The organism is Sanguibacter sp. TS_SC_8, from assembly GCF_055361235.1.
On the sequence record NZ_CM143955.1, the window covers coordinates 1,023,801 to 1,041,497 of the forward strand.

Here is a 17,697-nt window from a genome sequence, read left to right on the forward strand (position 1 = left end):
ATTTGAAAGGATCGTCATGACCCCTGACCCTGTGCTCGACGTCGACGACGTCTCCAAGACCTTCCGCGGACGCAGCCCCGTCCGCGCCAACGACCACGTCCACCTCACCGTCGAGGCGGGACGCGTCGTCGGCCTCCTCGGGCACAACGGGGCTGGCAAGACGACCCTGGTGAACCAGATCGCCGGTCTCGTCCGGCCCGACGCCGGGTCGATCCGCGTCGCCGGGTACGACGCCGTCTCCCAGCCCGACCAGGTGCGCCGCCAGATCAGCGTCCAGGCGCAGGCCAACGTCCCGATCACGGGCCTCACCCCGCGTCGTGCGATCGAGCTCGTCGGGCGGATCCGCGGCTCTGCCCGGACCTCGGTCCGCGCACGCACCGAGGAGCTGCTCCATGCTCTTGAGCTCACCGAGTGGGCCGACACGCCCGCGCACAAGGTCTCCGGCGGGGTGGCCCGGCTGACCGCCTTCGCGATGACCGCCGTCGTCCCCGGTGCCCTCGTGATCCTCGACGAGCCCACCAACGACGTCGACCCGGTGCGACGGCGGATGCTGTGGAACCAGATCCGACGCCTCGCCGACGACGGGGCAGGGGTCCTGCTGGTGACCCACAACGTCCGCGAGGCCGAGCACGCCGTCGACGACCTCGTCATCCTCGACCGCGGCGCGGTCCTGGCGCGCGGGACCGTGGCCGAGCTCACCCATGAGCTGCGGGGCACCCTGCAGCTCGAGGTGGACCTGCCACCGGGAGGTGACCACACCTGGCCCGCCTTCGTCACCGGGGTGTCCCGCGAGGGCCACCGCGCGCAGGCGAGCGTCCCGATCTCCCGCAGCGCCGACGCCGTCACCTGGGCACAGGGCGGGGTCGAGGCCGGGACGCTGGACCGGTTCGCGATCACCCCGGCCTCGCTCGAGGACGTCTACATCCAGCTCGTCGCCGACCGGCGCGACGCCCCCGCACGTGAAGGAGCCCTGCGATGACCACGCTGCGCCAGTACGGACTGCTCACCCAGTGGCAGTTGCGCCGCCAGTCGGCGTCGTTGCCGATCCTCGTCGTGGTCCAGGCGCTGCTCGCCGTCGGGACGGTGCTGGGCTTCGGGATCATCATGGGCGACCTGTCCCCGACCGCTGCGCTCTTCCTGGCGACCGGAGCACCGACGGTCACGCTCATCACGGTCGGGCTGGTCATGGCCCCGCAGATGCTCAGCCAGGCCAAGACCGAGGGCAGTGCGGCGTGGATGATGACGCTGCCGGTGCCACGACTGACCTTCCTCGCCGCTGACCTCACCGTGTGGACCCTCGTCGCACTGCCCGGGATGCTGCTCGCGCTGCTGGCAGGTGTGCTGCGCTTCGGCGTCGAGCTGTCGATCGCGCCGTGGGCGCTGCCTGCCGCGGTGGGTGTCTCCCTGACCGCGGCTGCGGTGGGATATGCCATGGCAGCTGTCCTGCCGCCGACGATCGCCATGCTCATGACGCAGCTGTTGGTCTTCGCGATCCTGCTCTTCTCCCCGATCAGCTTCCCGGCCGAGCGGCTGCCGGAGTGGCTCGCCGGCCTGCACCGGGTGCTCCCGATCGAGCCGATGGCTGAGCTCATGCGGTCCGCCCTGGCGCAGACCACCTTCACCCTCCCGGTGACCTCGCTCGCCGTGCTCCTGGTGTGGTGCGTCGGTGCGGTCCTGCTCGCCGCTCTTGCCCTGCGGCGACGGGGGTGAGTCGCGGGGCCGGGGTCCGCGGCGGCCGGTCCGTGCCGGGCCACCGTCTCGGGTAGCCTGAAACGGTGCCAGATCGAGTGACCGAGCAGCCCCGAGAGACCGAGCTGTCCGGAGCGGGGGACGGTCCCGCAGTGCCCGAGGCGCCCCGCCGCACGCCGCTGCTCACGGTGGCCCTGCGGCCCCGGATGCTGGTGCTGCTCGTCGTGTTCCTGCTGGCCGCAGCGGTCTGCGCGCGCCTCGGGGTGTGGCAGCTGGACCGCGCGCAGGCCCGCGGGGAGCTGGCCGCCGAGCACGCGGCCGCCGAGCTCGCCAGCCAGGGCCCCGAGGGGCTCGGACTGCTGCTCGCGCCCCAGACGACCTTCCCTGGCGACCTCGTCGGCCGCCAGGGCTGGGTCGAGGGGGAGTACGACCCCGCCGGGCAGCTCCTTGTCGCCGGACGCGCCCACGACGGACAGGAAGGGTTCCTCGTCCTGACCCCGCTGCGGGTCTCCGAGGACGGGACCGGCGGGGAGTCCTGGGCCGACCTGTCCGGGGCACCGATCCTGCCGGTCGTGCGCGGGTGGGTCCCGGCGGACCCGACCGGTGAGAGCGCCGCCGTCCCGGCCGACCAGCTCGTCCCGCCCCAGGGGACCATCACCCTCACCGGGTACCTGCAGGCCTCCGAGGCGAAGGGCTACGCCGACCTCCCGGCCGGGCAGACCGACTCGATCAGCTCCGCCGCGCTCGCCAACGAGTGGGGCGGGCCGATCTACGCCGGCTATCTCGTGGTGGTCTCCTCCGACCCCGCCCAGGACCCGTCCCTGGCACTCCTGGACCGCCCGAGCATCGAGGGCGGAGAGGGCCTCGACCTGCAGAACCTCTTCTACGCGCTGCAGTGGTGGATCTTCGGTGCCTTCGCGGTCGCGCTGTGGCTGCGCACCGTCCGGGACGAGGCCCGGGGCAGCGACGCGACCGACGATCTCAACCCCTTCGCCGCCCTCGACTGAGCACCTGCTGCGTCGCGCCTACTGCGCCAGCCGGAGCAGCATCTCGACCGTGCCGGCGTCCTCGACCTTGACGAACCCGAGGTTCGGGGCGTCGACGTCGTAGTCGGAGAAGGTCACCGGGATGGAGCCGCTCACCTCGACCCCGTCGGGCGTGGTCTGCGCGCTGAGCGCGACCGTGACGGGCTGGGTCACGCCCGCGATGGTGAGGTCGCCGGCGGCGTCCACCATGACCACGCCGTCGGTGATCCCGGAGATGTCGGCCGGGGCGGTGAGCACGAAGGTCGCGGTCGGGTGCTCCGACGTCGAGAGGATGTCGAGGAACTGGCCGTCGCGGCTGGAGCTGTCGGTCGTGACCGAGGTCATCGAGACGGTGACGTCGGCCGCGGTGAGCTCGGACCCGGTGATGGTGACCGAGCCGGTGACGTCCGTGGTGCGGCCCACCACCGTGACGTCCTGGCCGTTGAGCACCTCGGCGACGCGGTAGCCGGCCTGGGAGCCGTCGGCGATGGTCCAGTCGCCGGCGAGGGAGTCGAGGGTGACCGGGTCACCGGATCCGGAGTCTGCGGACGCCGTCGGGGTGCTCAGACCCAGCTCGTCCGGGGCCTTGCTGTTCTCGATCCGGGCGTAGAGCGCGGTCCCGCCGACGACCGCGAGGATCGCGACGATCACGACTGCGAGGGCGATGATCCACTTCTTCTGCATGTCATGGTCCTGACGCTCGAGTAGTTGAACCACCAAGTAATCCAGACGAGTCTGGGAAATGGCTGGAACCGTCTCACGGGTCGGGTCGGGTCAGGTCGGGTCAGGCGATGAGGATCGCGATCGCGACGCCGACCAGCACCGGCAGGACCCACGACAGCAGCTGCCGGGCCAGGGGCGGGCGCGGGGAGTCGTCCCCGAGATACTCGTGCGGGTCGACCGGCCGCATGCTACCCGGTCCGGACCTGTCTGCCCCCACGGTGCCTTCCGGTGTGCCTCCCGCTGCGCCCCCCACGACGTCCCCCGGCTCTTGTCCGACCCGGTCAGGCCTGCTGCCAGCTGTGCCAGAGTCTGGCATATTCGCCGTCGGCCGCAACCAGCTCGTCGTGCGAGCCGATCTCGGTGATCAGCCCACCGTCGACCACGGCGACGCGGTCGGCGTCGTGCGCGGTGTGCAGGCGGTGCGCGATCGCGACGACGGTCCGCCCGGCGAGCACCGCGTTGAGCGAGCGCTCCAGGTGGCGTGCGGCGCGCGGGTCGAGCAGGCTCGTGGCCTCGTCGAGGATGAGCGTGTGCGGGTCGAGCAGCACGAGCCGGGCGAGCGCGACCTGCTGCGCCTGCGCCGGGGTGAGCACGTACCCGCCGGACCCGACCTCGGTCTCGAGCCCCTCGGCGAGGGCCTCGACCCACGTCCGCGCGTCGACGGCCTCGAGGGCGTCGAGGAGCGCGGCGTCGTCGGCGGTGACGTCGGCCAGGCGGAGGTTCTCCGCGAGCGAGCCGACGAAGACGTGGTGCTCCTGGGTGACGAGCGCGACGTGACGGCGCAGGTCCTCCAGGGGCAGCTCGATGAGCGGCACCCCGCCGACCTTGACCGATCCGCCGGTGGGAGGGTGGATGCCGGCGAGCATCCGGCCCAGCGTCGACTTGCCGGCCCCGGACGGGCCGACCACCGCGAGGCGCTCGCCGACGACGAGGTCGAGGTCGATCCCGTGCAGCACGTTGTGCCCGGGCCGGTAGGCGTACTCGACGCCGTCGGCGACGATGTGCTCGTCGGCCGGCGTGCGCTCACCCTGCTCGCGGTCGCGCTCGACGAGCCCGACGCCGATGATGCGGGCCATCGACGTGGCCGCGACCTGGATCTCGTCGAGCCAGAAGATGAGCTCCCACACCGGACCGACGAGCTGCATGGAGTAGAGCACCACGGTCGTCACCGCGCCGATGGTCACCTGGCCCTGGGAGAGCAGGTACCCGCCCCACAGCAGGACCGCGATCGGGCCGACGACGAAGGCGGAGTCCATCCCCGGGACGAGGACCGTGCGCAGGTTGAGCGTGCGGGTCTCGGCGGCGAAGGCCTCGCGGAGGTCGCCGTCGATCTTCGCCCGGCGGCGGGCGCCCAGGCCGAGGGCGTCGACCGTGCGGGTGCCTTCGACGGACTCGGTGATCGAGCCGTTGAGGGCCGCGTAGGCGGCCGACTCGCGCAGGTAGGCGGGCGCGGCACGCTTGAGGTACCACCGACCGATGACGAGGATGATCGGCGTTCCGACGAACATGCCGAGCGCGACGAGAGGCGCCGTGAAGAAGGCCGCGATGAACGTGAGGATGATCGTGACCGAGGCGACGAGGATCCGCGGCACCCCGAACCGCACCGAGTGCTGGACGCGGTCGACGTCGTTGGTCGTCCGGCCCACGAGGTCACCGGTCCCGGACCGCTCGACCGTCGAGAGCGGCAGCTCGGTCACGGTCGCGAGGAAGTCCTCGCGCAGGTCCGCGAAGACCGTCTCGCCGAAGATCATCGCGTTGCGCTGGGCGAAGCGGATGAGCACCGTCTGGGCGAGGACCGCGGCGACGAAGATGGCGACGACCTGGTTGACGTAGCCCGAGGTGGTGCCCTGGGAGACGGCGTCGACGAGCCCGCCGAGCAGCAGCGGGCCGACCAGGCCGGCGAGTGCGGCCAGGGTGTGCAGTGTGATCACGCCGGCCAGGGGACGCTTGTTGGCACGCAGCAGCATGGCTGTGTGCTTACGCACTGTCGCGCCGTCCGCGATGGGGAGCTTGTTGTTCATCGGGTCACCTCCTGTGAGGTCTCGTCGGTGTCGCTCGCGGTCGCGGCGACCGGTTCTTCGGCCAGGGACCTGCCCACCACGGATCGGTAGTGGTCGTGGGCCTCGCCCACGCCGTCGAGCAGCTCGCGGTGCGTGGCCCGGGCGATGACCTCGTCGTCGCGCAGGACGATGACCTCGTCGACGTGGTCGAGCACGAGCGGGCTCGCCGTGACGATGAGCGTCGAGCGCCCGGCGCGCGCGGCGACCAGGCGTTCGGCGATGCGCGCCTCGGTGTGCGCGTCCACCGCGCTCGTCGGCTCGACGAGGATGAGGTACTCCGCCTCGGTGAGCAGTGCCCGGGCGAGGGCGACGCGCTGGCGCTGGCCGCCCGAGAGCGACCTGCCCTTCTCGGGCAGCTCCCCGTCGAGGCCGCCCGGGGTGGAGTCGAGCACGTCCTGGGCGTCGGAGACGGTCAGTGCCGCGTGGATCTCCTCCACGCTCGCGCGGTCGCGCACGTCGAGCTCGTCGCGCAGCACCCCGGAGAACAGGTGGGAGGTCGCCTCGGCGACGACGATCCGCTCGCGCAGCACGGCTTTGTCGATGTCACGCAGCGGGACGCCGCCCAGGTGCACCGGGGTGGCTGCCTCGGCGTCGTCGTTGAACCGGCCCATCCGGGTGGCGACCGCGGCGGACTCGTCGGGAGTCTCGCTCACCAGGGCGACGACACGACCGGGTTCCAGGGTCACGCCCGTGGTCGCGTCGCGCAGCACGGCGCCCGCGCTCGGCGCAGCCACGGTGCCCGGGGCGTCCCCGGCCGCCGGGGTGACCTGGAGGACCTTGATGATCTTGCGTGAGGACACGACGGCGCGGGTGGTGATCTGCAGCGTCTGGGTGAGGTTCTGCAGCGGCCAGGACAGGAACGCGGCGTAGCCGTAGAACGTCACGAGCTGTCCGGGCGTGATCTCCCCGGTGATGGCCTGCTGGGCGGCGAGCCACAGCACGAGGGCCACGAACATCCCGGGAAGGAGCACCTGGAGCGCGTCGAGGTACGACTGGGTGGTGGCCACCCGGACGGCCGCGGCGCGAACTCGCTGCGACTGGGCGCGGTAGCGGTTGGTGAAGACCGCCTCGCCGCCGATGCCGCGCAGGATGCGCAGCCCCGAGACGGTGTCCGCGCCGAGGGTGGTCAGTCGCCCGGACGCCTCGCGCTGGGCGCTCTGACGGGCCTGCAAGGGCTTGACGAGCAGGCCGAGGATCGCGGCGACCGCGGGAAGCCCGATCGCGACGATGATGCCGAGCTTGAGCGAGGTGGCGAGCATGAGGATCGCCACGGCGATGTAGGCGACGACGCTGCCGATGAACCGGGCGGAGTTGAAGAAGAACTCCCCGATCCGTCCGGAGTCGCTCGCCACGGTCGCGACGACCTCGCCGGTGGGGATGGTCTCGGTCACGGCGTCGCCGCTGCGGCTCACCTTGTCGCCGACGAGCTGGGAGACGGAGAACGCGGCACGGAGCCAGTTCTCGACGTCGTACCGGTGGCCGAAGGCGCTCGCGACGACCTGCACGGTCCCGGCAGCGAGCATGAAACCGGCCCACTTGAAGAGCTCGCGGCCGATTCCCTGCTCCAGACCCTGGTCGAGGGCCTGGCCCAGGGCGTAGGGCATGACGGCCTGTGCGAGGAAGGTCACGATCCCGAGCGTCACGGCGACCGTGAGCACCCCCCACTGGCGGCGAGCCTGCCAGGAGAGGAACGCAGCGGGTGAGGTCAGAGGGGGAGTCCCGGGGTCGGGGAGGGGAAGGGGGCGCACGGTCACTAACATTAGGTCGTGGCACTGACCCTCGGCCACAGTTTATTCGGAAGGCTTCCAATGACGTCCCCCTCAGACAAGAGCGCACAGACTTCCTCGTCACAGCCGTCTGCCGCGGCGGGCGGTTCCTCCGAGGCGGCCCAGGCCGCCCGGGCGAAGATCATCGGTGCCGCCCGCGGCGCGCTCACGCGCTACCGGATCATGGCGTACGTCACAGGCGTGATGCTGCTGCTCCTCGTCGTCGAGATCCTGGTCAAGATCTTCGCCGGCGACGAGGCTGTGAAGTATGTGAAGTGGATCCCCTTCGCGCACGGCTGGATCTACGTCGTCTACCTCGTCACGGTCGTCGACCTGTGGTCGAAGATGCGGTGGCGCTTCGGCCGGCTGGCCGTCATGGTCCTCGGCGGCGTCGTGCCGGTCATGTCCTTCGTCGTGGAGAAGAAGGTCCACGCCGACGCCGAGACCCGCATCGCAGCCGCCCGCGAGGTCTGAGGCGACCATGGCTCGCGGTCCGGGCGCCGCGCTCGCGCGGCTCGTCGCGGTCGCGGCGTCCGTCGCCGTCGGGGTGGGCCTCGCGCCCGGGTCGGCGGCCCCCGCGGCACCCGCAGCCCCCGACGTCGTCGCTCCCGACACCGCGGCTCCCGACTACGCAGCCGGCCCGTTCTCCCGCAACCTGTGCAGCGGCGGCAGCGGCGACCTCGTGTGCGTGACCGCCCGCGCGGTGACCGCGATGGTGCAGGGCGCCGGGCACCGGGCCGACGCCGTCGCGCAGGGCCGCGCCTGCGAGGTCCAGTCCGGGCTGTGGGTCTGCTTCGACATCGAGTCGCTCCTCGCCCAGCGCGGCGGGACGACCTACGGGGACACCTTCCTCACCCCTCGAGGCGCCGAGGTGCTCGACGCGGACCTGCTCGCCCACGAGAGCGAGCACGTGCGCCAGTGGCAGCTGTTCGGACCGGACTTCGCCCTCCTGTACCTGCTCGAGGGCACCGACCCGTGCACCAACTACTTCGAGATCGCGGCCGGGCTCGACGCGGGCGGGTACGCGTGCCCCTGACGCCCCTGCCCTGACGCCCCTGACACCCCCGACACTCCTGACACCCCTGACACCCCTGACATCCCTGACCCCTCTGGCCGAGCCCGTGTGGTTGGGTGGGGAGGTGACCACCGCTCCCGCGCTCGCCCCCTCACCCGCTCCTCCCGCGCTCGGCCCCCTCGTTGCTGAGTCGCCGCCCCTGCCCCCGGCCGAGCTCGCCCGGTACGCGCGCCAGATCACGCTGCCGCAGATCGGCATGAGCGGTCAGCGCCGGCTGAAGAACGCGCGCGTCCTCGTCGTGGGCGCGGGCGGGCTGGGCAGCCCCGCCCTCCTCTACCTCGCCGCCGCGGGGGTGGGCACCCTGGGCGTGGTCGACGACGACCGCGTCGAGGAGTCCAACCTGCACCGCCAGGTGATCCACGGGGTGGGCGACGTCGGTGCCACCAAGGTCGACTCCGCCCGGGCCGCCATCGCCGCGATCAACCCCCACGTGGTCGTGGAGACCCACCCGGTGCGCCTCACCTCCGCCAACGCCCTCGACATCCTCGGCGGCTACGACCTCGTGCTCGACGGCGCCGACAACTTCCCCACCCGCTACCTCGTCAACGACGCCTGCGAGATCCTCGGCATCCCCTGCGTGTGGGGTGCGATCTTGACCTTCCACGGCCAGGTCAGCGTGTTCTGGGCGGCGCCGCCGCCCGGGGTCGAGGCCGTCACCTACCGCGACATCTTCCCGGAGCCGCCGGCCGCGGGGACCGTCCCGAGCTGCGCCGAGGGCGGGGTGCTCGGCGCGCTGTGCGCGACGGTCGGGTCGGTCATGGTCAACGAGGCGATCAAGCTCATCACCGGCGCCGGTCGGAGCCTGCTGGGGCGCCTCGCGCTCTACGACGCCCTCGAGGTGAGCTGGCGCGAGCTGTCGGTCGGGGCGGACCCGAGCCGGGTCCCGGTGACTCAGCTCGTCGACACCGAGGTCGCGTGCGCGCTGCCGGCTCCCGACGGCGCAGCGGCAGAGATCTCCGCACGCGACCTCGCCGCCCTGCTCGCTGCCGGGTCCGACGTCCACGTCCTCGACGTCCGGGAGACTTACGAGCGTGACATCGTCACGATCGACGGCTCGGTGCACATCCCGATGGACCAGCTGCTGGCCGACGGCGGCCTCGCCGCTGTGCCGACCGACCGCCTGGTCGTCGTGCACTGCAAGGTGGGCGGGCGCTCGCAGGTCGTCGTCGACGCGGCCCGCCGCGCGGGGCTGGCCAACGTCGTGAACCTCACCGGCGGTGTGCTCGCCTGGGTCCACGACGTCGACCCGAGCCTGCCGCTCTACTGACCTCCTACACCGCCAGGTCCAGCAGCCCCGTCGTCGGCGAGGACGCGAGGGCCTGCTCGCGGCGGGGGATCCGGCCGGCGGTCGCCGCGAGGTACCCGGCCTCGACCGCGAGCCGCATGGCGTGGGCCATCCGGACAGGGTCGACGGCCCGGGTGACCGCGGAGGCGAGCAGCACTCCCGCGCAGCCGAGCTCCATCGCCTGCGCGGCGTCGGCGGCGCCACCCACCCCGGCGTCGAGGATGACCGGGACCGGGGACCAGTCCGCGATCGCGGCGATGTTGCGGGGGTTGAGGATGCCGAGACCGGACCCGATCGGGGAGCCGAGCGGCATGACCGCCGCGCACCCGACGTCGTGCAGCTTGCGGGCCAGGATCGGGTCGTCGCTCGTGTACGGCAGGACCGTGAAGCCGGCGCGGACGAGGGTGGCCGCGGCGGCGACGAGCTCGATCGGGTCGGGCAGCAGGGTGACGTCGTCGGCGAGCACCTCGAGCTTGATCCAGTCCGTGCCGCAGGCCTCACGGGCGAGCTCTGCGGTGAGCACCGCCTCCCGGGCGGTGAAGCAGCCCGCGGTGTTGGGCAGCGCCCGGATGCCGTTGCGGGCGAGCAGGTCCCACACGGTGCCGCCGCTGCCCGGCGCCCCGTCGACGCTCACCCGGCGCAGGGCCACGGTGGTCAGCTCGGTGCCCGAGGCCACGAGGGCTTCCTCCAGGTGCAACAGGTTCGGTGCCCCGCCGGTGCCCATGATGAGCCGGGAACCCAGCTCGACACCCGCGATGATCAGCGGGTCCATCCTCGGAGCGGTCATCCGCCCTGCACCGCCGTGACGATCTCGACCCGGTCCCCGGCGCGCAGCGTGGTGCTGGCCCAGGCCCCGCGCGGGACGACCCGGTCGTTGACGGCGGCAGCCACCCCGATCGGGGCGGATCCGGGTGGCCGCGACGGCGCGAACCGCGCCAGCAGTGCGGAGAGCTGCGCGACGTCGGGCGTGAGCGCACGCACCTCACCGTTCACAGTGATGGAAGCAGTGATGGAAGCGGTGGTCGATGCGGTTGTCGAGAGAGGTGTCACGGTGCCTGTGGTGCTCATCGGGTGGTCTCCGGTCCGAAGCGTCGTGGGTCGGCGGCACCGAGGGCCGCCGTCAGGTCAGGAGCAGCGTGGGGTGCGCCGAGCAGAGGGGCCAGGGCGGCGGCGGTGAGCGGGGTGAGCAGGATCCCGTTGCGGAAGTGCCCGGTCGCGGCGAGCAGACCGGGCACACCGGTCTCCCCGATCAGCGGCAGGTTGTCCGGGGTGCCGGGCCGGCCGCGGTTGGTCACCTCGAGGAAGGACAGCTCGTCGATGCCGGGCACGAGCGCCCGGGCGTCGCGCAGCAGCGCGAAGACACCGCCCGCGCTGGCCAGGTCCTCCGCGGGGCCCTCCTCACTCGTGGCACCGACCACGACGTCCCCGCCGGCCCGGGGCACGATGTAGATCGGCCGCATCTGGACCGTCCCGCGCACCACATGCGCCAGGTCGAATCCGTTGGAGGTGCGCAGCCGGAGGGTCTGGCCGGCCACGTGCCGGACCGGCAGGTGCACCTGCGCCAACGGGGTCACCAGCCTGCCCGACGACGTCCCGGCGGCCAGCGCCACCGTCCCGGCATGGTGCACCCCGCCGTGGGCATCGGTGGCACCGATCACCCGTCCGTCGCCGCCGAGCAGGAGCTCGGCGGCGCTCGACCGCACGAGCCTGACGCGAGGATCGGCGATCAGCACCGCGAGCAGCGCGCGGTGCACGGACCGCGGGTCGACGTGGTGGTCGCCCTCGACCCACAGTGCGCAGGACAGCCGCGGTCCGAGGAACGGTTCACGCTCGCGGGCCTCGGCGACGGTGATCGGCTCCGAGCGCAGACCGAGGCGGGTGTGCAGGGAGTGCAGGCGGTCCAGCTGCGCGGCGTCGGCCTGGTCGTAGCCGACGGTGAGCGTCCCGCTCGTCTCGAAGCCGAGCTCCATGCCGGCGGCGTCGGACAGCTCGGCGGCGAAGGCCGGCCACAGTGCGGCCGAGGCGACGCACAGCGCGGTGAGGGCGTCCTCCCCGAAGGCCGCCTCGGCCACCGGGGCGAGCATGCCGGCCGCGGCGAAGGTCGAGCCCGCGCCGGGGGAGGGGTCGAGGCAGGTGACGCTCAGGCCGGCGCGCAGCGCCTGCCAGGCCAGCGCGGCCCCGATGATCCCGACGCCGATGATGAGGACGTCGCTCGTGGTCAGCGCCGTGGGTGAGGACGAGAACTGGGGCGACGGTGCTGGTGGCGACGGTGCTGGTGGCGACGGTGCTGGTGGCGACTGTGGTGGCGGTGCTGACGCTCCTGTGGGTGCGCGCATGTCACGGTGCTCCCTTCGCTGGAATGACCCAGAGCAGGTTCGACGGTCGGCGTGATGCCCTCTCAGCCCCGCCTGTGCGGGGCTCCCGTGCACGAGCCACAGTACACTCACGGACCATGACATTGACCGTGAATGGTGCCAACGGCCAGCGCCGATCCCGAATGGCGCAGGTGCGGCTGTACCTGTGCACCGATGCTCGCACGGACCGTGGCGGGCCGCGCGACTTCGTCACCTTTCTCCATGCGGCGCTGAGCGGTGGCGTGGACGTCGTGCAGCTGCGGGACCGGACCCTCGACGTCGTCGACGAGCTCGAGTACCTGGCGCTCGCCCGTGCGGTCACCCGCGAGCACGGGGCGCTGCTCGCGGTCAACGACCGGGCTGACCTCGCGCTCGCCGCCGGCGCGGACGTGCTCCACACCGGTCAGCGGGACCTGCCGCCGGCCTTCTCGCGCTCGCTGCTCGGCCCCGAGGTGATCCTGGGCCGCTCGTCGGGGGGTGGTGGGCAGGGCGCTGCGGCGCTCGCCGACCCCGACGTCGACTACGTCTGCGTCGGGCCGGTGTGGGGGACGCCCACCAAGCCGGGGCGGGCGCCGGTCGGGACCGGTGCGGTGCGTGCCATGGCCGACGCCGCGGCGTCGGGCCGTGTCCTGACCGGCAGCGACACCGAAGCCACAGAGGTCGTCGCCCCCTGGTTCGCGATCGGTGGCATCGACCTGGACACGGTGGCCGACGTCGTCGCCGCGGGGGCCGAGCGGGTCGTCGTCGTGCGGGCGATCACGCAGGCGCGGGACCCGGAGGCGGCGGCGCGGGCGCTGCGCGCGGCCCTGGGGCCGCTCGGCGGCGACTCGGCGGTGACTCGGCGGAGACCGGCGGTGAACGGCTGAACGACCAGCCGCGCGGGGCGACTATCCTGGGTCCGTGACGCACACCCCACCCACTTTGCCGCGCCCGGTCCTCGTTGTTGACTTCGGCGCGCAGTACGCGCAACTGATCGCACGCCGAGTCCGCGAGGCGAAGGTCTACTCCGAGATCGTCCCGCACACCTTCTCCGTCGAGCAGATGCTCGCGAAGAACCCGGCGGCGATCATCCTCTCCGGCGGACCGTCCTCGGTCTACGCCCACGGCGCGCCCTTCGTCGACCCCGCCCTCTTCGAGGCCGGGGTGCCGGTCTTCGGCATCTGCTACGGCTTCCAGGCGATGGCCAAGGCCCTCGGCGGGACCGTCGCCCAGACGGGGCTGTCCGAGTACGGCGGCACGTCGGTCGACATCTGCGAGGCCGGTGCCCTGCTGCACGGCTCGCCCGAGCAGCAGACCACGTGGATGAGCCACGGCGACGCCGTGCACTCCGCACCCGAGGGCTTCCAGGTCCTGGCGACCTCGGCTGGCTCTCCGGTCGCGGCCTTCGAGAACACCGAGCGCCGGCTGTACGGCGTGCAGTGGCACCCCGAGGTCCGGCACTCCCCGCTCGGTCAGCAGGCGCTCGAGAACTTCCTCTACGTCGGCGCGGGCCTGGCTCCGGACTGGACGCCGAGCAACCTCATCGCCGACCAGGTCGAGCTCATCCGCGCCCAGGTCGGTGACGCCCGGGTGATCTGCGGGCTGTCCGGCGGGGTCGACTCCTCGGTGGCCGCTGCACTTGTGCAGAAGGCCATCGGTGACCAGCTCACCTGCGTCTTCGTCGACCACGGTCTGCTCCGCGAGGGCGAGGCGACCCAGGTCGAGGAGGACTTCGTCGCGGCGACCGGCGTCCAGCTCAAGGTCGTCGACGCGCGCCAGCGCTTCCTCGACGCGCTCGCCGGGGTGTCCGACCCCGAGACGAAGCGCAAGATCATCGGCCGCGAGTTCATCCGCGTCTTCGAGATCGCCGCCCGTGAGGTCGTCGAGGAAGCCGGCGAGCACGGCGAAGAGGTGAAGTTCCTCGTCCAGGGGACCCTCTACCCCGACGTCGTCGAGTCCGGCGGTGGTGAGGGTGCGGCCAACATCAAGAGCCACCACAACGTCGGTGGGCTCCCCGACGACCTCGCGTTCTCCCTCATCGAGCCGCTGCGCGCACTGTTCAAGGACGAGGTCCGGGCCGTCGGCCTCGAGCTCGGCGTGCCTGAGGTCATCGTGTGGCGTCAGCCGTTCCCGGGCCCCGGGCTCGGTATCCGCATCGTCGGCGAGGTGACCGCCGAACGCCTGGACATCCTGCGCGCAGCGGACCTCATCGCCCGCGACGAGCTCACCAAGGCCGGCCTGGACCGCGAGATCTGGCAGTGCCCCGTGGTGCTGCTCGCCGACGTGCGCTCGGTCGGCGTGCAGGGTGACGGGCGGACCTACGGCCACCCGATCGTGCTGCGTCCCGTCTCCTCCGAGGACGCGATGACCGCGGACTGGACCCGGTTGCCCTACGACGTCCTCGCGACGATCTCCACCCGGATCACCAACGAGGTCAAAGACGTCAACCGCGTCGTCCTCGACGTGACGAGCAAGCCGCCGGGCACGATCGAGTGGGAGTGAGAGCTCACGCTCTCTGATCGACGCCCGACGGCGGGGCAGGTCTGCGGACCTGCCCCGCCGTCCTGCATCCGGGTGCGGGCGAGGGGGACGCGGGCTGGTACGAGGGCGCGAACCTCGCCCCCGTTCGCTACGGTGTGTCGAAGAGTCACCAGCGGCGGCGACCTCGACGGGGTCGGCCATCGAGCACTTTCAAGGTCTAGGAGATCAGATGTCGAGCAAGGTCACGATCAGGCAGAGCAAGGGCGTCAGCGTCGTCGGGATGATCACGCTCATCGCAGGGGTCCTGATGATCCTCGCCGGTGGCGTGACGTGGTGGGCGGTCTCGGACAAGCTCTCCCAGGAAGGCATCACAGTCTCCGACGACGCGTCCTTCCTCGCCGGCCGTCACGTCAACGACCCGTTCTCCGCCTATGCCCAGGCCGAGGTCATCAACAAGCACGCGCTGGAGTCGAGCGACGGCATGACCTACGCCGAGCTGGAGCAGGACGACCCGCGGCGTGAGACGGTCATGAACGCCTCGTTCCTGCGTGCCTCGCTCTTCACCTCGGTCGTGTCCTTCGGCGTCGCGGCTCTCGTGATGGGACTGGGTCTGCTGTTCATCCTCGTAGGCTGGGCACTGCGCCGCATCGCCGGAGGACCGCCCGTCGTGGTGGAGACCACCGGGTCGCCCGGCGCGCACGCGCTCGCCCCTGACTCGGCGACCTCGGCCGGACCACGTCACCAGTCACCGCCGGCCGCTGCCGCGACCACCACTCCTGTCGCTGCCGCTGCACCCGTCGTGACGCCGGCTGTGACGTCGGACTCCACTGCTCAGTCCTCCGCCCCTCAGACCTCTGCCGCTCCGCTCTCTTCCGCTCAGCCCTCAGCTGCCGTGTCCGACGAACCGGTCCGGCGCAGCCGCTCCGAGCGCTCCGCCCCGACCTCGTCCCCGTCGCCTGCGGGCGAGCGCCCCGAGACGACCACGGCCAGGACGCCGATCGTCGGTTCGTCCTCAGCCAACAGCGCCACGCAGGACGGCGCAGCACCCACCAGCCCGACGACGTCGTCCACGCAGCCGGCCACGTCCGGAGCGCCGACCGACGCACCCCGCACGGACGAGCGACCGTCCGGGTGGGCCTCACCGGCCGACCGGGTTCCCCCGGTCGAGGGCTCGGGCGAGAACGGCACGAGCAAGTAGCGACCGCGAGCTCGTAACGACGCAGGCCGGGTGGGACCGTGAGGTCCCACCCGGCCTGCGTGGTCCCTGGGGTGTCCGGGACTGCTTCGTGGGCACTGCTCCTTCGTGCGCACTGCTACTTCTTGCGCACCGCCGAGACGATCGAGGTGACCACCAGGGCCACCCCCCCGACGCAGAGCAGGACGATGAGTGCGAGCTCGTTGTCGAACTCGGCCCCGAGCGCCCTGGCGAGGATTCCGCCGCCGATCACGACGATGATCAGGCCCCACACGACGGTGCTCATCCGGACCGGTGGACGCGGTGCGGCGGCGGGAGCCTGGTCCGTGGGGGACTGCCCGGTCGTGGGCTGGTTCGTGGGTTGATCTGTGGGGGACGGCTCCGTCGGGAAGCTCTCCGTCTGGAACCTCTCCGTCGGGAACTTCTCCGTCGGGAAGTCCCCGGTCTCGGGGCGCTCTGTCGAATCGGTCATGACTCCTCCTTGATGAGAATGTCGCCCGCACCGGCCTGGATGTCCAGGTGGATCTGCGGGGTGGCGCCGTCACGGACGTCGGAGGTCTCGAAGTCGGTGGTGCCGTTGCCCACACCACCGTGGCTGACCTCGTCGCCGGCGACCCGCCACGTGGCGTTCCCGGCTCCCAGCCGGACCTCGGCCGAGGCTGCGGTGTCCTCGGGGAGGATGACGGTGAGGTCGCCGAGGCCCATGTTGACCGGGACGGTGATGGTCTCGCTGCTGGTCAGGGGAAGATCGGTGAGGTCGACCGTGAGGTCTCCGGCTCCGATCGAGAAGCCATCGGTGGCCTGCGAGGCCGATGTCGGGGTGAACGTCCCTTCACCGACCAGCGCACCGGATGTCCCCGTCGAGTCGATCGCGACGACCGAGAGCGGGCTGGCCACGATCGCGACGAGGGCGATGAAGCCGAGGACCCCGGAGGACCGTCCGCGCAGGCCCGCGATGATGATGCCGACCCCGGCAAGGATGGTCGCGACGGCGAAGGTGGTGAAGAACACCTGTCCGTCGGACCCGTCGAAGGTCCCGGCGCGGTCAGCGAGGAGCAGCCCCGCAAAGGTCAGCAGCGACAGTCCGGCGACGATGCCGAAGGAGGCAGCACCTGGTCCTTTGACCGGTGGGCGAGACGCCTTGGCCTTGACCGGCGTCGGCGGCTGCCCGGACCAGCCCTGCCCGGACGAGCCTTGCCCGGACCAGCCCTGCCCGGATGAGCCCTGCCCGGACCAGCCCTGGGGAGGCGGTGAGGCGTAGGGGACGTAGGGCGGCGGGGGGAGCGCCTTGGACAGGTTCGGCGGCGCCGGAGCTGTGGGCGGGGTGGTGGGCGGGGTGGTGGGCGACGTGGTGGGGTAGACCACGGTCGGCTGCGGCGGCGTCGGGCCGGCCTGGTACGCCGCGCTGGGGGACTGGGGGCCTGAGTATCCAGGCGGTGTGGGCGGGTACGGTCGCGACGGGTACTGGCCGTGCGGCGGCAAGGCCCCGCTCTTCTGCTTGCGGACCGTGACGAAGAAGTAGATCGCGAAGATCACCAGGGCGAGCCAGAACAGCCCGTCGAACCAGCCGAACCCCCAGGCTCCCCACCAGCCGAACTCCCCGGTGCGCCAGAACAGGCCGATGAGCAGCAGGATCCCGGCTCCGGCGATCGCGGAGTCGAACCGGCCACGGATCGCCTCCTGCAGGTGGATCCTGCCGTCGCTCTGCTCGGGCAGCAGCGCCCAGCCCGCGGCGTAGAGGACGAACCCGACACCCGAGAGCAGCATGAGCACGCCGAAGGCGGCTCGGACGAGGAGCGCGTCGATCCCGAGCCGGAGGGCCAGGCCGGAGGCGACACCACCGATCCACCGGTCGTTCGCCCGCATGATGCCGGTCCGGCGGATCGAGTTGAAGAATGCGTCGATCTGGTCGGGACCGTCCGGTCCGGTCGGGCCGGGGGGCGGGGCCGGGGCAGGGCCCGACGGTCCGCCGGGCACCCAGGGCGGTGGGGTCGACCCGGTGGGGGGGAGGGAGGAGTCGTCGCTGTTCATGTCTCGATCCTTGTCCTTGCCGGTGCCCTCTGGC

At 72.0% G+C, this 17,697-nt stretch carries 18 protein-coding genes and 1 riboswitch; of the genes, 9 read left to right on the top strand and 9 right to left on the bottom strand.

The genetic code is table 11. The annotated features are described in order from the left end of the window. Positions 1-16 precede the first annotated feature (16 nt). The 3 genes from ACWA15_RS04540 to ACWA15_RS04550 all read left to right on the top strand — a co-directional run bounded on the left by ACWA15_RS04540 (position 17) and on the right by ACWA15_RS04550 (position 2,696). Positions 17-979 carry an ABC transporter ATP-binding protein gene (locus ACWA15_RS04540; RefSeq protein WP_464058250.1) on the top strand — a complete coding sequence of 321 codons (963 nt, stop codon included), beginning with the start codon at positions 17-19 and terminating at the stop codon, positions 977-979. Further along, positions 976-1,710, top strand: coding sequence for an ABC transporter permease (locus ACWA15_RS04545; RefSeq protein ID WP_464058251.1), 735 nt, complete (start codon positions 976-978; stop codon positions 1,708-1,710). Before ACWA15_RS04540 ends, ACWA15_RS04545 begins: the two co-directional genes overlap by 4 nt. Before the next feature lie 65 nt (positions 1,711-1,775). Next, positions 1,776-2,696: an SURF1 family protein gene (locus tag ACWA15_RS04550; protein WP_464058252.1), complete on the top strand. Its 921-nt coding sequence runs from the start codon at positions 1,776-1,778 to the stop codon at positions 2,694-2,696. 18 nt (positions 2,697-2,714) lie between these two features. On the opposite strand, the gene ACWA15_RS04555 is transcribed toward ACWA15_RS04550, so the two are convergent. The 4 genes from ACWA15_RS04555 to ACWA15_RS04570 form a co-directional block, all read right to left on the bottom strand. Beyond that, positions 2,715-3,398: a YceI family protein gene (locus ACWA15_RS04555; protein ID WP_464058253.1), complete on the bottom strand. Its 684-nt coding sequence runs from the start codon at positions 3,396-3,398 to the stop codon at positions 2,715-2,717. Positions 3,399-3,498: 100 nt separating this feature from the next. Further along, positions 3,499-3,624: a hypothetical protein gene (locus ACWA15_RS04560; RefSeq protein WP_464058254.1), complete on the bottom strand. Its 126-nt coding sequence runs from the start codon at positions 3,622-3,624 to the stop codon at positions 3,499-3,501. A 94-nt stretch (positions 3,625-3,718) separates the two neighbouring features. Further along, on the bottom strand, positions 3,719-5,458 hold the full coding sequence (locus ACWA15_RS04565) for an ABC transporter ATP-binding protein (RefSeq protein WP_464058255.1): 1,740 nt from the start codon (positions 5,456-5,458) through the stop codon (positions 3,719-3,721). After that, the gene (locus ACWA15_RS04570) at positions 5,455-7,257 is read right to left on the bottom strand and encodes an ABC transporter ATP-binding protein (RefSeq protein ID WP_464058256.1); all 1,803 of its coding nucleotides are present in this window, start codon (positions 7,255-7,257) and stop codon (positions 5,455-5,457) included. The genes ACWA15_RS04565 and ACWA15_RS04570 overlap by 4 nt, the downstream gene beginning before the upstream one ends. A 48-nt stretch (positions 7,258-7,305) precedes the next feature. On the opposite strand from ACWA15_RS04570, the gene ACWA15_RS04575 reads away from it, so the two are divergent. The 3 genes from ACWA15_RS04575 to moeB all read left to right on the top strand — a co-directional run bounded on the left by ACWA15_RS04575 (position 7,306) and on the right by moeB (position 9,605). Continuing rightward, positions 7,306-7,737: a DUF3817 domain-containing protein gene (locus ACWA15_RS04575; protein WP_464058257.1), complete on the top strand. Its 432-nt coding sequence runs from the start codon at positions 7,306-7,308 to the stop codon at positions 7,735-7,737. A gap of 7 nt (positions 7,738-7,744) precedes the next feature. After that, positions 7,745-8,299 (top strand): hypothetical protein, encoded by a 555-nt coding sequence (locus ACWA15_RS04580; protein WP_464058258.1) that lies wholly within the window; start codon positions 7,745-7,747, stop codon positions 8,297-8,299. Positions 8,300-8,402: 103 nt separating this feature from the next. After that, complete coding sequence (moeB, locus tag ACWA15_RS04585) at positions 8,403-9,605, top strand: molybdopterin-synthase adenylyltransferase MoeB (protein ID WP_464058259.1); 1,203 nt, start codon at positions 8,403-8,405, stop codon at positions 9,603-9,605. A 4-nt stretch (positions 9,606-9,609) separates the two neighbouring features. Here the strand turns inward: moeB and ACWA15_RS04590 are convergent, their stop codons facing one another. From ACWA15_RS04590 to thiO, 3 genes are all read right to left on the bottom strand, one after another. Beyond that, positions 9,610-10,410 (bottom strand): thiazole synthase, encoded by an 801-nt coding sequence (locus tag ACWA15_RS04590; RefSeq protein WP_464058260.1) that lies wholly within the window; start codon positions 10,408-10,410, stop codon positions 9,610-9,612. Beyond that, positions 10,407-10,604 carry a sulfur carrier protein ThiS gene (gene thiS, locus ACWA15_RS04595; protein ID WP_464058261.1) on the bottom strand — a complete coding sequence of 66 codons (198 nt, stop codon included), beginning with the start codon at positions 10,602-10,604 and terminating at the stop codon, positions 10,407-10,409. Before thiS ends, ACWA15_RS04590 begins: the two co-directional genes overlap by 4 nt. Positions 10,605-10,687: 83 nt before the next feature. Further along, the gene (gene thiO, locus ACWA15_RS04600; RefSeq protein WP_464058262.1) at positions 10,688-11,959 is read right to left on the bottom strand and encodes a glycine oxidase ThiO; all 1,272 of its coding nucleotides are present in this window, start codon (positions 11,957-11,959) and stop codon (positions 10,688-10,690) included. Further along, positions 11,953-12,058, bottom strand: a riboswitch (TPP riboswitch). (Overlaps the previous gene by 7 nt.) Before the next feature lie 17 nt (positions 12,059-12,075). Between thiO and thiE the strand changes: the two genes are divergently transcribed. The 3 genes from thiE (at position 12,076) to ACWA15_RS04615 (ending at position 15,635) form a co-directional block, all read left to right on the top strand. After that, positions 12,076-12,843, top strand: a complete 768-nt coding sequence (gene thiE / locus ACWA15_RS04605) for a thiamine phosphate synthase (protein ID WP_464058263.1) — start codon at positions 12,076-12,078, stop codon at positions 12,841-12,843. Between the two features lie 34 nt (positions 12,844-12,877). Further along, a complete protein-coding gene (guaA, locus tag ACWA15_RS04610) occupies positions 12,878-14,458 on the top strand; it encodes a glutamine-hydrolyzing GMP synthase (protein WP_464058264.1) in 1,581 nt (526 codons plus the stop codon). A 208-nt stretch (positions 14,459-14,666) separates the two neighbouring features. Continuing rightward, a complete protein-coding gene (locus tag ACWA15_RS04615) occupies positions 14,667-15,635 on the top strand; it encodes a hypothetical protein (protein ID WP_464058265.1) in 969 nt (322 codons plus the stop codon). Positions 15,636-15,750: 115 nt separating this feature from the next. Here ACWA15_RS04615 and ACWA15_RS04620 read toward each other — a convergent pair whose 3' ends face one another. Next, a complete protein-coding gene (locus ACWA15_RS04620) occupies positions 15,751-16,104 on the bottom strand; it encodes a hypothetical protein (protein ID WP_464058266.1) in 354 nt (117 codons plus the stop codon). Next, entirely contained in the window at positions 16,101-17,663 is a 1,563-nt protein-coding gene (locus tag ACWA15_RS04625; RefSeq protein ID WP_464058267.1) for a PspC domain-containing protein, read from the bottom strand. The genes ACWA15_RS04620 and ACWA15_RS04625 overlap by 4 nt, the downstream gene beginning before the upstream one ends. Between the last annotated feature and the right edge of the window lie 34 nt (positions 17,664-17,697).

Excerpts from the sequence above, each read along its gene's own strand:
- ACWA15_RS04540 (WP_464058250.1), top strand. The coding sequence starts at position 17 with ATGACCCCTGACCCTGTGCTCGACGTCGACGACGTCTCCAAGACCTTC.
- ACWA15_RS04545 (WP_464058251.1), top strand. The coding sequence starts at position 976 with ATGACCACGCTGCGCCAGTACGGACTGCTCACCCAGTGGCAGTTGCGC.
- ACWA15_RS04555 (WP_464058253.1), bottom strand. The coding sequence starts at position 3,398 with ATGCAGAAGAAGTGGATCATCGCCCTCGCAGTCGTGATCGTCGCGATC.
- ACWA15_RS04560 (WP_464058254.1), bottom strand. The coding sequence starts at position 3,624 with ATGCGGCCGGTCGACCCGCACGAGTATCTCGGGGACGACTCCCCGCGC.
- ACWA15_RS04565 (WP_464058255.1), bottom strand. The coding sequence starts at position 5,458 with ATGAACAACAAGCTCCCCATCGCGGACGGCGCGACAGTGCGTAAGCAC.
- ACWA15_RS04570 (WP_464058256.1), bottom strand. The coding sequence starts at position 7,257 with ATGTTAGTGACCGTGCGCCCCCTTCCCCTCCCCGACCCCGGGACTCCC.
- ACWA15_RS04575 (WP_464058257.1), top strand. The coding sequence starts at position 7,306 with ATGACGTCCCCCTCAGACAAGAGCGCACAGACTTCCTCGTCACAGCCG.
- ACWA15_RS04580 (WP_464058258.1), top strand. The coding sequence starts at position 7,745 with ATGGCTCGCGGTCCGGGCGCCGCGCTCGCGCGGCTCGTCGCGGTCGCG.
- ACWA15_RS04590 (WP_464058260.1), bottom strand. The coding sequence starts at position 10,410 with ATGACCGCTCCGAGGATGGACCCGCTGATCATCGCGGGTGTCGAGCTG.
- thiO (WP_464058262.1), bottom strand. The coding sequence starts at position 11,959 with ATGCGCGCACCCACAGGAGCGTCAGCACCGCCACCACAGTCGCCACCA.
- thiE (WP_464058263.1), top strand. The coding sequence starts at position 12,076 with ATGACATTGACCGTGAATGGTGCCAACGGCCAGCGCCGATCCCGAATG.
- ACWA15_RS04615 (WP_464058265.1), top strand. The coding sequence starts at position 14,667 with ATGTCGAGCAAGGTCACGATCAGGCAGAGCAAGGGCGTCAGCGTCGTC.
- ACWA15_RS04620 (WP_464058266.1), bottom strand. The coding sequence starts at position 16,104 with ATGACCGATTCGACAGAGCGCCCCGAGACCGGGGACTTCCCGACGGAG.
- ACWA15_RS04625 (WP_464058267.1), bottom strand. The coding sequence starts at position 17,663 with ATGAACAGCGACGACTCCTCCCTCCCCCCCACCGGGTCGACCCCACCG.